Source organism: Streptomyces alboflavus, assembly GCF_000716675.1.
GTDB classification, from domain to species: domain Bacteria; phylum Actinomycetota; class Actinomycetes; order Streptomycetales; family Streptomycetaceae; genus Streptomyces; species Streptomyces alboflavus.
On the sequence record NZ_JNXT01000074.1, the window covers coordinates 22,994 to 36,310 of the forward strand.

Here is a 13,317-nt window from a genome sequence, read left to right on the forward strand (position 1 = left end):
CCTGCCTCCGTGGTCGGGGTGAGGGATCTGTTCGACCCTAGCTCCACGTCACCGGTGGTGGCGGTCTGGGGTGGAACGAGCAGGGGTGGATGTCACACCGGTCGGGAAGGCGGCGCTCCTCACCCTGCGCCCGCCCGCGATTGCAAAGGGCAGCCGGTGACCGTCCTGGCGAATCGATGCTTGCCCACGGTCGGGCGCGGCGTACCGTCGCCCCATGCTTCTCTGGCTCAACGGCCCCTTCGGCGGCGGCAAGACGCAGACGGCGTTCGAGATTCAGCGGCGGCTGCCCGGGAGTGTGGTGTGTGACCCGGAGTACGTCGGGTTCGGGCTGCACCGGATGATGCCGCCCGGGCTGCGCGGGGACTTCCAGGATCTGCCGGTGTGGCGGCAGGCGGTGTGCGACGTGCTCGATCTGGCGCTGGCCAAGCACGAGGGGACCGTGATCGTTCCGATGACGGTCGTCGAGCCCGCGTACTTTCAGGAGACCGTCGGGCGGCTGCGTGAACGCGGTCATGACGTACGCCACTTCGCGCTGCTCGCCGACCGGCGCACCGTCCTGAAGCGGCTGCGCGAGCGCGGTCTCGGGCATGTCGTGCGCGTCGTCGGTGGGCGGGACGCCCCGCTGCGGCGCGAGAGCTTCGCCGTCTCCAAGCTGGACCTGTGCCTGGAGCGGCTGCGGGAGCCGGAGTTCGCCGAGCAGATGTGGACGGATCATGTCTCCGTCGCGCGGAGCGCCGATCGGATCGCCGCGTCCGCGGGACTCACCCTCCTGCCGAACACGGACAGCGCCGTGCGGGGGCGGATCCGGCGGGCGTGGACGGGCGTCAAGCACATGCGGTTCGACTGAGGCTGTGGGAGGAGCGGGGACGGGGACGGGGACGGGGACGGGCGGGCAGGATGGGGGGATGGTGAGCAGCGAGGGGTTCAGTGGTGACGTCGGTGCGGGTGGGGCTGCTGGTGGCTCTCGGGTCGAGCCTCCCGGGCAGGCCGACGAACGCACCATGCTCGCCGCGTTCCTCCAGTTCCAGCGCGACACCCTCGCCCTGAAGTGCGCGGACCTGACCCCCGACCAGCTCAGGGAGCGGGCCGTGCCGCCGTCGCCGCTGTCCCTGCTCGGCCTGGTGCGGCACCTCGCCGACGTGGAGCGGGGCTGGTTCCGGAGCGTGCTGCTCGGGGAGGCGGACGAGCCCTACTGGCCGGGCGCCGCGCCGGGCGAGTACGCCGATTTCGACGTCGAGGACGCCGACCCGGAGGTGGCCTTTCGGCTCTGGCGCGAGGAGTGCGCCCGCTCCCGCGCCGCCGTGGCCGCCGCCGGGTCGTTGGAGACGGCGGGTGGCCACGACGGCGGCACCTTCTACTCGCTGCGCCACATCCTCACGCACATGATCGAGGAGTACGCCCGCCACAACGGCCACGCCGATCTGCTGCGGGAGCGGATCGACGGCAGGACGGGGGAGTAGCAGGGGGAGTAGACGGGGGAGCAGGGGGAGTAGACGGGGGGGAGCAGGGGGAGTAGCAGGGGTGTCCCGAACCCCGGGGGCGGGCAGTGCCCCCGGGGCGTCCCGGACTACCTGCGGCCCAGCGCCCGCTTCAGCCGCTTGCCCGACGGCGACTCGTCCAGCGTCTTCCACAGCTTCGCCGAGCTGGTGGACGTGTAGACGCCGGGAGCGCCCTGGTCGCCGCAGCCGTCGCCGTAGGAGACGACGCCGATCTGGATCGGGTCCTGGCGGCCGGGCACGGTGCGGAAGATGGGGCCGCCGCTGTCGCCCTGGCAGGAGTCCTTGCCCTCGACGCCGGCGCAGAAGTTGACCTTGGAGCTGTAGCCGTCGTAGCTGACCTTGCACTCGTTGTGCGAGAGGATCGGCACCTTGACCTGGCGGAGGCGGTCCGGGGTGTGGGTCATCGCGGTGTCCGTGTTGCCCCAGCCCGCGACGGTGGCCTTCTGGCCGGGGCGCAGCAGCGAGTCGGTGCCCTGGGTGGGCAGCTTGACCGGGCTGATGCCGCGGACCGGCTTGTCGAGCTGGATGAAGGCGACGTCGTAGGCCTCCTGGCCCTTGAGGTAGCGGGGGTGCACGACGATGCTGCCCCGGCTGCCGGTTCCCTTCGTCTTGGCGTTGCGTATCTGGCCCTGCCCGCTCTTGGAGAGGACCGTACGGCCGACGGCGACCTGCACGGTCTTCGCCTTGACGGGCTTGCCCGCGTCGTCGACGAGGCAGTGCGCGGCCGTCATGACGACGTCCGGTGCGATGAGGCTGCCGCCGCAGAACTGGCGGTCGAAGGCGCTGCCGGAGCCCTTCTCCAGGACGGCCACCATGAACGGGTAGGCGTCGTTGGAGACTTCGGTGCCGCCGATGATCGCGTTGGCGGCGGGCGCACTGGTCGCCATGAGCGCGAGGGCGGTCGCGGCCGTCGCGGAGGCGAGGGCGGCGCGGGGAGCGCGGGAGGTGCGGGACGCGCGGCTCGTGCTGGTGGTGTCCGCGGCCGCGCGGGCGGTGCGGGAAGGGCGGGAAGTGCCGGAAGGAAAGGAAAGTCTCATGGGGGTTGAATTTCTCTTTCGGTGGATTTGTTGAGTTGTGCAGCGCCTTGTGAAGCCGGTACGGGACCTGCGTGTGTGGAGATTCGGGCGCCGCAGAGGGAGAGGGCGTCGCGCGAGAGTGGGTTCATCCCGTCGCACAGTTCTCTCCGCAATGGTTCGAGCAAGTCGGATAGTTCGGTCATGTCGCCCTGTCGACCGGCCTGCCCCGCAAATTTGTGCGGAGGTTCTGGGGAGGTGTGGCGATCGTCCGGTGCCTCCGGCCGCGCGCCGCGGTGACCTGCCCGCTCCGCCTCACGTTCCGCTCAGAGCCCCGGGAACCGCTCCCGTCCCTCCTCGCGTCGTTCTGATGGCTGACGGAGGGGCATACGGGGTGCGGCGGGGCGAGTGGGGCGGGGGATTCCGGTGGCGGGATGTCGTCGCCCGAAAGGGTTATGCGCAAAGCGAGTTGGTTCGCAGTCGCATACGAAGGTGTCTTGGCGTACTCCCGGCGTGACGTCGGAACCAAGGGGCCCATATTGCGCGTGAATAACGATGAAGCGCCTGAGCTTCGCGATCCATAACGCGCCTTGAGGGGCTTATGTGCTGCTGATACGGTGCGATGGCTTGACACCGCGCCTGGGGCTGACGGGCCGATGGAACCCCGGCCGAGGCGTATGCGAGTCGCATCTGGGTGTCTCACATGACGGATTTTTCTGGGTCGTACGGGGAGCGGTTGCGTGAAGATCCAAGAGCGTACGGGGGCGGGCAACAACCGTTCCGCCGTGTCGGCTCCGGCGGGCGTCGGTGAGCGCCTTCCCACTGCGCCTCGCGAGCGCAAACCGGCGCTGGCCGCTCTGGCCGTCCTGCTCATCCTGGTCGGCGCGCTCGGGGCGACGGTGCTCGTGCTGCGCGCGGGCGACCGGGTCGAGGTCGTCAAGGTGACGAAGCGGATCGCGCCGGGCGAATCGGTCACCAAGGACAACTCGACCTCGGTGATGGTCGCGGCGGACTCGGACGTGCACTACGTCAAGTACTCCAAGCTCGGCGCGCTGTCGAAGCTCAAGGCCAAGACCACCCTCTACCCGGGCACGGTCGTCGTGGGCGAGATGTTCGACGACAAGGGCGGCCTCCCCAGCGGGAAGGCCTCCGTGGGGCTGTCCCTGAAGGAGGGGCAGTACCCCTCCACGCTCCAGCAGGGCGACACCGTCGCCCTCTACCGCGTCGCCGCCAACGGCTCGTCCAGCTCCAACGACGACAAGGGCACCGGCGGCAGCTCCTCCGGCCGCACCCTGCTGGTCCCGGACGCCCGCGTCGGCGCCGTGAACAACAAGTCGGACAGCACCATCAGCACCGGCAACCTCAGCATCACCGTCCTCGTCGACAACGACGATGTCGCCGCGGTCACCAGTGCCGCGTCGCTCGGTGAGGTTGCCGTGGCGGTCGTCCCCGGCACCGGCAACTAGAGGCGAGTAGAGGAGACATGGCTCTCATCGCTCTCGCCGCAGACAAGGGCTCCCCCGGCGTCACCACCGCGGCCGTCGCGCTCGCGGCGGTGTGGCCCCGGCGGGTCCTGGTCGCGGAGACCGATCCCGCGGGCGGCGACCTCGTCTACCGCAGCGCCGCCGCGCACGGCGGCCCGCTCAACCCGAACACCGGCATGCTGTCCATCGCCGCGACCGCGCGCCGCGGCCTCGTCCCCGACCAACTCTGGGACCACACCCAGCCGTTGTCCGGCGGCCTCGAAGTGCTCGTCGGCCTCGGCATCTCCGAGCAGGCCGCCGGGCTCGTCGGGATCTGGCCGACGCTCGGGCGCGCCTTCGCCCAGCTCGCCGACTCCCCGCAGGCCCCGGCCGACGTCATAGCCGACTGCGGGCGCATCGCCGGGGACAGCCCGGCCATCGAGCTGTTCCCGCACGCCAACCTGGTCCTGCTGATCTCGCGTACGGAGCCGGAGGCCATCGCCCGGGTCCGGGACCGGGCCGCCGCGCTGTCCGCGAAGCTGCACGGCGGCCCGCGCGGCGCCGCCACCCTCGCCACCCCGCTCATCGGCGTCGTCCTGATCGCCGACCCGGGCAACTCCGGCAAACTGGTGCACCAGGTCAACGAGATGCTGATGGCCGCGCAGACCGGCGCCCGCGTCGTCGGCACCCTCGCCGACGACCCGGCGGGCGCCGACCAGCTGGCCGGGCGCAAGCGCGGACGGCTCGACAAGTCGATGCTGATCCGCTCGGCCCGCAAGGTGACCGTCGACCTGTACCAGCAGTACGGCGCGGCCTGGAGCAATCCGGTCGCAGGCCCGGCCGCGGGCCCGACGGCGGGTGCCGGGCGATGAGCGCCGTCGACCACCAGCTGGTGAAGCGGTTCCGGCAGGACGCCGGTGACCGCATCGCCGAGCAGCGCCGCCTCGACCAGGTCTCCGGCGTCACGCCGATGACCAGCGAGGACGAGCGGCAGTACGCCCGCGCCGTGATCGCGCAGATCCTGGAGGAGTACGCCCGCGGCGAGATCAACGCCGGGCGCACCCCGCTGGACGCCGAGACCGAGGAGCAGTACGCGGCCGCCGTGCACGCCGCGCTCTTCGGCGTCGGCCGCCTCCAGCCGCTCCTGGACGACCCCGAGGTCGAGAACATCGACATCAACGGCTGCGACCAGGTCTTCGTCGGGTACGCCGACGGGCGCGAGGCCAAGGCCGAGCCGGTCGCCGAGACCGACGAGGAGCTGATCGAGCTCATCCAGATCCTCGGCGCCTACTCCGGGCTTTCGTCGCGGCCCTTCGACTCCGCCAACCCCCAGCTCGACCTGCGCCTGCCCGACGGCTCCCGGCTCTCGGCCGTGATGGACGTGGCCCGGCGGCCCGCCCTGTCGATCCGTCGCGCGCGCATGGGCAAGGTGTTCATGTCCGACCTGGTCGGGAACGGGACGCTCACGCCGGACGTCGCGCACTTCCTGGCCTGCGCCGTGCGGGCGCGCAAGAACATCATGATCGCCGGGGCCACGAACGCCGGGAAGACCACGCTCCTGCGCGCCCTCGCCAACGAGATCCCGCCGCACGAGCGCCTCATCACCGTCGAGCGCGCCCTGGAGCTCGGCCTCGACACGTTCGCCGATCTGCACCCCAACGTGGTGGCGTTCGAGGAGCGCCTTCCCAACTCCGAGGGACAGGGCCAGATATCCATGGCGGAACTGGTCCGCCGGTCCCTGCGCATGAACCCCTCCCGCGTCATCGTCGGTGAGGTCCTCGGCGACGAGATCGTGACGATGCTGAACGCGATGTCCCAGGGCAACGACGGCTCGCTCTCCACGATCCACGCCAACAGCTCCAGCGAGGTCTTCAACAGGATCTCGACGTACGCGCTCCAGGCCTCCGAGCGGCTGCCCATCGAGGCCAGCCAGATGCTCGTCGCGGGCGCCGTCAACTTCGTCGTCTTCATCCAGCGGCGCAACAACTACCAGACCGGCGGCAAGCTCCAGCGCATGGTGACCTCCGTCCGCGAGGTCAACGGCGTCGACGGCCGGGTGCTCTCCAGCGAGGTCTTCGCGGAGGCGCCGGACGGCCGGATCGTGCCGCACGCGCCGATCGCCTGCATGGACGACCTCGCCGCATTCGGCTACCGGCCCGCCGGGCAATGGGGGTGAGCACGACATGAACGCACTCGGCTCCATGGGCGGCGTCTTCTCGCTGCCCGTCCTCTACGGCCTCGCCTGCGGTGTCGCCGTCGGCGGCGGACTCGCGCTGCTGCTCGTCGCGATCCGCGGACTGCCCGTCAAGGCGGCCCACGAGAAGCAGCGCGCCAGCCAGCGGATGAACGAGCTGGTCCGCTTCGTCGGGCAGCGCGGCTCCCTCGCCATCGGCGTCGGCCTGGTCGTGCTGCTGCTCACGCGCTGGGCGGTGGCCGGCATCGCGTCCGGCGTCCTCGTCTTCTTCTGGGACAAGCTGTTCGGCGGCGCCGCCGAGGAGCGGCTCCAGATGAAGCGGGTCGAGGCGCTCGCCGCCTGGACCGAGTCGCTGCGCGACACCATCGCGGGCGCGGTCGGCCTGGAGCAGGCCATCCCGGCGTCCGCGCGGGCCGCGGCGCCCGTCCTGCGGCCGCACCTCGACGCCCTCGTCGACCGGCTCCGGGCACGCACCCCGCTGCCCGAGGCCCTTCAGGTCCTCGCCGACGAGATCGACGACGCCTCGGCCGACATCATCGTCGCGGCGCTCATCCTCAACGCCAAGCTGCGCGGCCCCGGCCTGCGCCAGGTCCTCGGCGCGCTCGCCAAGTCGGCGCGCGAGGAGGTCGACATGCGCCAGCGCGTGATGGCGCAGCGCGCCTCGACCCGGCGCTCGGTGCAGATCGTCGTCGCCGTCTCCATCGCCTTCGTACTCGGACTCTCGATCTTCAACCGCGAGTTCGTGTCGCCGTACAGCACGCCCGTCGGGCAGCTCGTGCTCGCCTGCGTGTGCGGCCTGTTCGCGCTCGGCTTCTGGTGGCTGCGCAAGCTGTCGACGGTCGAGACGCCGGACCGCTTCCTCGTCCGTGACGAGCCGGGTGTGCAGTTCGTACGTCCCCGGGGCCCGGGCGGCGCGCCGCTGCCCGGCGCCGTGGGCCCCGAGGGCGCGCCGGGACAGCAGCCGCTGCCGCCGCACACCAACTCCACCGAGGGGGTACGCCGGTGAACCTGACCATGCCGATCGTCATCGGCGCGACGCTGGGCCTCGGCATCTTCGCCCTCGTCCGCGCGCTGATGCCGTCCAAGCGCTCCGCGGTGGCCACGGTCGCCCGGATCGACGCGATGCGGGCACGCGGAGCGGCATACGAGTCCTCGCACCGCGCCGCGGACGCCGAGGAGACCGGGCGGCTCGGTTCGCTGCGCGCCCGGGTGGGCGCGCGGGCCGCCGAGTTCTACGTCCAGCAGGGCTGGGAGCTGCGGTCGCTGCGGGCCGACCTGGCGGTGCTCGACCGGAGCTGGGAGAAGTTCCTGGCGACGAAGGTGCTGCTCGCGGCCACCGGCGTCTTCTTCGGCCCGTTCCTGTTCGCGATCATCTGGACCCTCGGCTTCGGCCGCAGCCCCATCATCCCGGTGTGGCTGGCGCTGATGTTCGGGGTGCTCTTCTTCTTCCTGCCCGACCTCGAAGTACGCAGGGACGCGCAGGAGAAGCGGCGTGACCTGCGGCGCGTCATCGGCGCCTATCTGGACCTGGTCTCCATGAGCCTCGCGGGCGGCCGCGGCCTGCCCGAGGCGCTGATGGCGGCGGCCGAGGTGTCGGACGGCTGGGCGACGCAACGTATCCGCAACGCCCTGTCGGACGCCCGCATCACCGGCATCAGCCAGTGGCAGGCGCTCGGTTCGCTCGGCGAGCAGCTGGGCGTCGAAGAGCTCAAGGACCTCTCCGCGTCGCTCGCCCTGGTCGCGGACGACGGCGCGAAGGTGCGCGAGTCGCTCGCCTCCCGCGCCGAGACGATGCGCCACCGCGAGCTCGCCGAGATCGAGGGCAGCGCGGGCGAGAAGTCACAGTCGATGCTGGTGGCACAGCTGTTGCTGTGTGCGGGATTCCTGGTGTTCCTCATCTTTCCGGCGGCGATGCGCGTGTTCCAGGCCTGAACCCCGAGCCCGGCGACGGGGGACCTGTCGCACGCGGCTCCACAGACCCGTACATCCCCCCACACACTCTGTTTTCGAGAGGACAACTCACCATGAACGGACGGAACTTCAGCACCGGCATCCCGGCGGTCGACTTCCTCGTGACCTTCCTGCAGGGCCGCGTGCAGCGCGCCCGCTCCGGCGAGCTCGACCGCGGCGCGTCCGCCGTCGAGTGGGTGATCATCTCGGCGGTCGTCGTGGCGATCGTCGGCGTGGTCGCCGCGATCATCAACAACGCGCTCAAGGGCGGCGCCGACAAGGTCAGCGACTGCATCGAGGGCGCCGACGCCAGCAAGACCTGCTGACCGGACGGCTGTAGCTGACATGAGGGACGACGGGGGCGGGAGCGGGCGAGGGGTGAGCCGCGACCGGATGCCGGGATTCGTGCGCCGAAGAGTGGAGGCCGCCTCCACCCGCGGCGAATCCGGCATGACCGCGATCGAGTTCGTGCTGCTCACCCCGGTCCTCTTCTTCCTGATCTTCGCGACGGTGCAGTTCGCGCTGTACTTCTTCGCGGACCACGTGGCCCAGGCCGCGGCCCAGGCGGGCGCGCGCAAGGCCCGCGCCACGGCCGACGAGAACCCGGGCGGCTGGCGGGGCGAGGCGACCGACGTCGTCGACGCCTACATCCGCCAGCTCGGGCCGAAGCTCGTCCTCGGCCCCGACGTGAAGACGCTCCAGCCGGAGCAGAACACGGTCGGCGTGGAGATCACGGCCGACGTGCCGTCGGTGTTCCCGGGGCTCGACCTCCAGGTGCACGCGCAGTCGTCGGGGCCGGTGGAGCGGTTCGTCGAGGAGGAAGGGTGATGCGGGGGGTGTCGCGTACACGGGGACTCTCGGGCGACCGGGGGCTTTCGGGGGATCGGGGGCTCTCGACCGTCGAAGTCGTCATCCTGGCGCCGGTGATGATCCTCTTCATCCTGGTCCTGGTGGCCTTCGGGCAGCTCGTCGACGGCCGGGGGGCCATCGACGGGGCGGCCCGCGACGCCGCCCGCGCGGGCTCCATCCAGAAGGACCAGGGCACGGCGATGGCCGAGGCGCGCAAGGCGGCCAAGGCCGACCTGGAGGACGTCTGCTCGGGGCCCGTCCACGTCGTCCAGAAGAGCGCGGGCTTCGAGCCGGACACGCTCTTCACGGTCGAGGTGAGCTGCGAGGTGCGGGGCCTGGAGATGCTCGGCCTGGACATTCCGACGACGCTGGAGGCGAGCTTCAGCTCCCCGCTGGATCCGTACCGGAGGTCGGCGTGAACGCGGCATGCGCGTGGGTACGCGCCGTGGTGGACGCCCGCCGGGCGCGTCTGGACGACCGGGGCTCGGGCGCGGGCGCCGTCATCGTCTTCGCGCTGGTCTTCCTCACCCTGTCCGCGTTCGTGATCGACGGCGGCCTGTCCATCTCCAAGCGCGAACGCGCCGCCGACATCGCCGAACAGGCCGCACGGTACGCCGCGCAGGACCTCGACACCGAGGGCCTGTACGAGGGCGCGAAGGGCGCCCCCATCAACTACGAGAACTGCGACGCCCGGGTCAAGAAGTTCGCCCGCGAGATGGGCCTGACCGGCCCGGACGTGGCCGCCACCCACTGCGTCAGCGCCACCGCCGAACAGGTCGAGGTCGAGGTCGAGATGACCTACAGCCCGGTCTTCACCGGGATGTTCTTCGGCGGTGACGTGACGGTGCACGGGCGGGCGGCGGCGGAGAACGAGATCGGATAGACGGCTGCCGAGCCGGTGACCGCCGAGCCGGTGACTGCCGGGCCGGTGACTGCCGGGCCGGTGACCGCCGGGCAGGCGGCTGCCGAGCCGGTGGCCGCCGAGAGTTATCCACAGCCCCTGCCAGGGCATCGGCACCTTCCGTAACATCGCTGAGTACGAGCCCACTTACCCCACAAGGATCAGGACCAGGACACCCGCCATGGCGCGACGAACCACCCCAAGCTCGACGGGTCCGCGGAACCGGACGCCTCAGCCCCTGCCGGGGCGTCGGCGCTCGGCAGGGGACTTCGTCAAGGCGTGCCTCGCCTTCGTGGCCCTCGCCGCGCTGGTCGTCGGCGTGCCCGGCGCGCTCGCCTACTTCGTGGGGTGGCCGCTGCCCGGCGGCGCGCCGTCCCTCGACTGGCTCCAGCAGGAGATCACCGTCGGCACGTTCATCAACGTGCTGACCGTGGTGGTCTGGCTGGCCTGGGCCCAGTTCACGGCGTGCGTCCTGGTGGAGGTGAAGGCGGCCCTTTCCGGCGTGGGGATGCCGGGGCGGGTGCCGGGGGCCGGGGCGAGCCAGGTCCTCGCGCGGCAGCTCGTCGCCGCGCTGCTGCTCGTGGGCGCCACGGCGGCCAGCTTCGCGCCGGGGCTCTCGCAGTTCGGGCAGTCCCTGGAGGGCAACCAGAAGCCGGCCGCGGCCGCCGCGCAGCAGACGCCGGGCGTCCTCGGGCAGGACCAGCAGTCCGCCGCGGCAGGTGCCGCGGCCGCCCTCGCCGAGCAGGCGGGCCGGGCCGCGGCCAAGGCGGGCACGGGGCAGGACGGGGACACGAAGTTCTACCGCATCCAGCCCCCGGAGGGACGCCACCACGACTCGCTCTGGGAGATAGCCGAGCGCCACCTGGGGGACGGGCGGCGGTACAAGGAGATCTACCAGCTCAACAAGGACCGTGAGCAGCCCGACGGTTCGCGGCTCTCCGAGGCCAGCCTGATCCGGCCCGGCTGGATCATGGAAATGCCCGCCGACGCGCACGGCGGTGAACTGGTGCAGATGCCCGACGAGGCCCCCAAGGTCTCCGAGGAGGTCCGCGAGCAGATCTCGGACTACGCGAAGACCGGGGACCAGCGCCACGGCGGCGGCGCGCAGGAGAGCGGCGGCGACCGGCAGGGTGGCGGTGACCGGCAGGGCGGCGGCGGTTCCGTCGACCAGGACACGGCGCACATCACGATCCCCGAGCAGCGGCCGGACGGCGGCGCGCGCGGGGACGGGCAGGACCGGCAGGGCGGCCAGAGCCCCCAGGGCGATGGCGAGGAGACCGGCCGGGAGAGCGGTACGCCCGCCGCGGCCGAGTCCGACGACTCCGGCTTCGGGCTGCCCGAGGCACTCATCGGCGCGCCGCTGCTCGCCGCCGGACTGCTCGGCGCCCTCGGCCGCCGCCGACGGCAGACGCTGTGGCAGTCGGCGATGGGCGCCGTCGGCCTGCGCCGCGGCATGGAGCCGCCGACGCCGACCGGCTCCGCCGCCGACGCCCAGGACGCGCTGCTCGTCGGCGCCGACCCCGCGGGCGTGCGGCTGCTCGACCGGTCGCTGCGCGGCCTCGCCGCCGCGCTGACGGAGGAGTCCCGCCCGCTGCCGACGGTGTACGCGGCCTGGCTCAGCAACGGCGACCTGCACCTCCAGCTCGCCCAGGCCTCCGGGCGGCCGCCCGCGCCCTGGCAGTTGGGCCAGGACGAGACGTTCTGGACACTCGCCCGCACGGACGCCGAGCGGTACGGGGACGTGGACGCCGCCGCGCCCTACCCCGGCCTGGTCTGCCTCGGCACGATGGACGACTCGCGCCTGCTGCTCAACCTGGAGGCCGTGCCCGGCATCGTGTCCCTCGGCGGCAGCCCGGCCGACCGGGCCGCCGTGTTCGCGTCCGTCGCCGCCGAACTGGCCACCAACGGCTGGTCGGACCGCATGACCATCACCCTCGTCGGCTTCGGCGAGGACCTCACGGCGCTCGCCCCGAACCGGCTGCGGCACCTGGAGGACGTGGAGGCGCTCATCGAGACGATGGACGCCGAGACCCGGCAGCGGCGCGGCGCGCTCGGCGCGGCCGGGCACGACTCCGTCCTCACCGGTCGTACGGGCCCCGCCCAGCACACCCGCTGGGCCCCGCACCTGGTGCTGCTCGCGGACGGGCCGAGCCCCGAGGACGCCGTCAAGCTCGCCGAGCTGGCCGCCGACGCCAGCCGCCTCGGCATCGGCTATCTGGTCGGCTCCGACACCGGTGAACTGCCCGGCGCAGCCTGGGAGATGAAGGTCACCGGCGAGGGCAAGCTGCTCGCCCCGCTGCTCGGCCTCGAACTTGAGGCCCAGCTCCTGCCGGACGCGCTGCGGCGCGCCGTCGTCGAGCTGTTCGTCGCGGCCGACCCGCGGCCCGAGGGCGGCGGCGACGGCTCCGACGGCGGGGCCGCGGCCGCGCCGCCGTTCCTCGTCGACGTCAGCGAGCAGGGGCGGCCCGCGGTGTACGCGCGGCTTGTCGGCAGCTACGAGATCATCGGCCTGGAGACGCCCGACGGCGAGCGCAGCCCGCTCCTGCACGAGGCGCTCGCGCTGCTTCTGCTCCACCGCGAAGGGGTGCACCCGCGCGTGCTCGCCTCCGCGCTGTGGCCACGCGGCGTCACCGACGACGTGCGGGACGCCCTCGTCGACCGGCTGCGGGACTGGCTCGGCAGCGAGCCCGACGGTTCGCCGCGGCTGCGCGTCGACGCGACCGGGCGCCTCACCCTCGCCAAGTCGGTCGTGTCCGACCTGGACGTCCTGCGGTCGCTCTACCACGAGGCGACGCAGGGCCGGGGGTCCGGCAACCGCGCCGTGCGCGGGCGGATGCTCACCGACGCGCTCGTCCTCGTCCGGGGCCCGCTGCTCGCGGACCGGCCCGAGGGGCGGTACGGCTGGCTCACCCACGAGATCGTCGACGCCCAACTGCCGTTGCTGGTCGCCGACATCGGGCTCGCCCTGTCCGAGTTCCACCTGGAGAAGGACCGGGCCGAGAAGGCCATCGAGGCCCTGAACGCGGCGCTCGGCTCCGCGCCGGGCGACGAGCGGCTCTGGCACGAGCTGCTGCGGGCCACCCATGCCGTGGGCGACCCCGCACGCCTCCAGGCGCTCGCCGCGGACCTGGTCGCCCGCAGCGGGGCCCGTGGGGTGCCTCCCCGGACGGAGGCGCTCCTCGACGAACTGCTCCCGGGGTGGCGGGCGGGGCTCGCCTCTGCGGTATGAGGGTTCTCGCGGGGCGCGTTTCTGCGGGGCCCGTGCCCGTCGCCCCCGGCGGCAACCGTGGCCGCCGCTCCGCGTCGGCTCTCCCACCCGCCCGCCCGTTGCTGTGGGGCCCGGGTTCGCCCCCGGGTGGCGTGCGGTGCTCGCCTTGGCCGTCGGGCTTGGCTGGCCGTTGCCCCCGGCGGCAACCGTGGCCGCCGCTCCGCGTCGGCTCTCCCACCC

Annotated in this window: 13 protein-coding genes; 12 read left to right on the forward strand and 1 reads right to left on the reverse strand. The window is 72.5% G+C overall.

The window, feature by feature from the left end; translation table 11 throughout:
• Window positions 1-214 precede the first annotated feature (214 nt).
• Both OO63_RS36440 and OO63_RS36445 read left to right on the forward strand, forming a co-directional pair.
• Entirely contained in the window at window positions 215-847 is a 633-nt protein-coding gene (locus tag OO63_RS36440) for an AAA family ATPase (protein WP_030363310.1), read from the forward strand.
• A gap of 58 nt (window positions 848-905) precedes the next feature.
• The gene (locus tag OO63_RS36445; RefSeq protein ID WP_078619590.1) at window positions 906-1,460 is read left to right on the forward strand and encodes a DinB family protein; all 555 of its coding nucleotides are present in this window, start codon (window positions 906-908) and stop codon (window positions 1,458-1,460) included.
• A gap of 107 nt (window positions 1,461-1,567) precedes the next feature.
• Here the strand turns inward: OO63_RS36445 and OO63_RS36450 are convergent, their stop codons facing one another.
• The gene (locus tag OO63_RS36450) at window positions 1,568-2,536 is read right to left on the reverse strand and encodes a S1 family peptidase (RefSeq protein ID WP_030363312.1); all 969 of its coding nucleotides are present in this window, start codon (window positions 2,534-2,536) and stop codon (window positions 1,568-1,570) included.
• 716 nt (window positions 2,537-3,252) lie between these two features.
• Between OO63_RS36450 and OO63_RS36455 the strand changes: the two genes are divergently transcribed.
• The 10 genes from OO63_RS36455 (at window position 3,253) to OO63_RS36500 (ending at window position 13,098) form a co-directional block, all read left to right on the forward strand.
• Window positions 3,253-3,978, forward strand: coding sequence for a hypothetical protein (locus OO63_RS36455; RefSeq protein ID WP_030363313.1), 726 nt, complete (start codon window positions 3,253-3,255; stop codon window positions 3,976-3,978).
• Window positions 3,979-3,995: 17 nt separating this feature from the next.
• Entirely contained in the window at window positions 3,996-4,847 is an 852-nt protein-coding gene (locus OO63_RS36460; protein WP_030363314.1) for a hypothetical protein, read from the forward strand.
• Window positions 4,844-6,151, forward strand: a complete 1,308-nt coding sequence (locus tag OO63_RS36465) for a TadA family conjugal transfer-associated ATPase (RefSeq protein ID WP_030363315.1) — start codon at window positions 4,844-4,846, stop codon at window positions 6,149-6,151. Before OO63_RS36460 ends, OO63_RS36465 begins: the two co-directional genes overlap by 4 nt.
• A 7-nt stretch (window positions 6,152-6,158) precedes the next feature.
• Window positions 6,159-7,175 (forward strand): type II secretion system F family protein, encoded by a 1,017-nt coding sequence (locus OO63_RS36470; protein WP_030363316.1) that lies wholly within the window; start codon window positions 6,159-6,161, stop codon window positions 7,173-7,175.
• Entirely contained in the window at window positions 7,172-8,101 is a 930-nt protein-coding gene (locus tag OO63_RS36475) for a type II secretion system F family protein (protein WP_030363317.1), read from the forward strand. The genes OO63_RS36470 and OO63_RS36475 overlap by 4 nt, the downstream gene beginning before the upstream one ends.
• A gap of 92 nt (window positions 8,102-8,193) precedes the next feature.
• The gene (locus tag OO63_RS36480) at window positions 8,194-8,445 is read left to right on the forward strand and encodes a hypothetical protein (RefSeq protein WP_030363318.1); all 252 of its coding nucleotides are present in this window, start codon (window positions 8,194-8,196) and stop codon (window positions 8,443-8,445) included.
• A gap of 67 nt (window positions 8,446-8,512) precedes the next feature.
• Window positions 8,513-8,947, forward strand: a complete 435-nt coding sequence (locus tag OO63_RS36485) for a TadE/TadG family type IV pilus assembly protein (RefSeq protein ID WP_030363319.1) — start codon at window positions 8,513-8,515, stop codon at window positions 8,945-8,947.
• An 8-nt stretch (window positions 8,948-8,955) separates the two neighbouring features.
• A complete protein-coding gene (locus OO63_RS36490; RefSeq protein ID WP_234311455.1) occupies window positions 8,956-9,387 on the forward strand; it encodes a TadE/TadG family type IV pilus assembly protein in 432 nt (143 codons plus the stop codon).
• A complete protein-coding gene (locus OO63_RS36495; protein WP_030363321.1) occupies window positions 9,384-9,851 on the forward strand; it encodes a TadE/TadG family type IV pilus assembly protein in 468 nt (155 codons plus the stop codon). Before OO63_RS36490 ends, OO63_RS36495 begins: the two co-directional genes overlap by 4 nt.
• Before the next feature lie 199 nt (window positions 9,852-10,050).
• Complete coding sequence (locus OO63_RS36500; protein WP_030363322.1) at window positions 10,051-13,098, forward strand: BTAD domain-containing putative transcriptional regulator; 3,048 nt, start codon at window positions 10,051-10,053, stop codon at window positions 13,096-13,098.
• The last annotated feature ends 219 nt before the right edge of the window (window positions 13,099-13,317 follow it).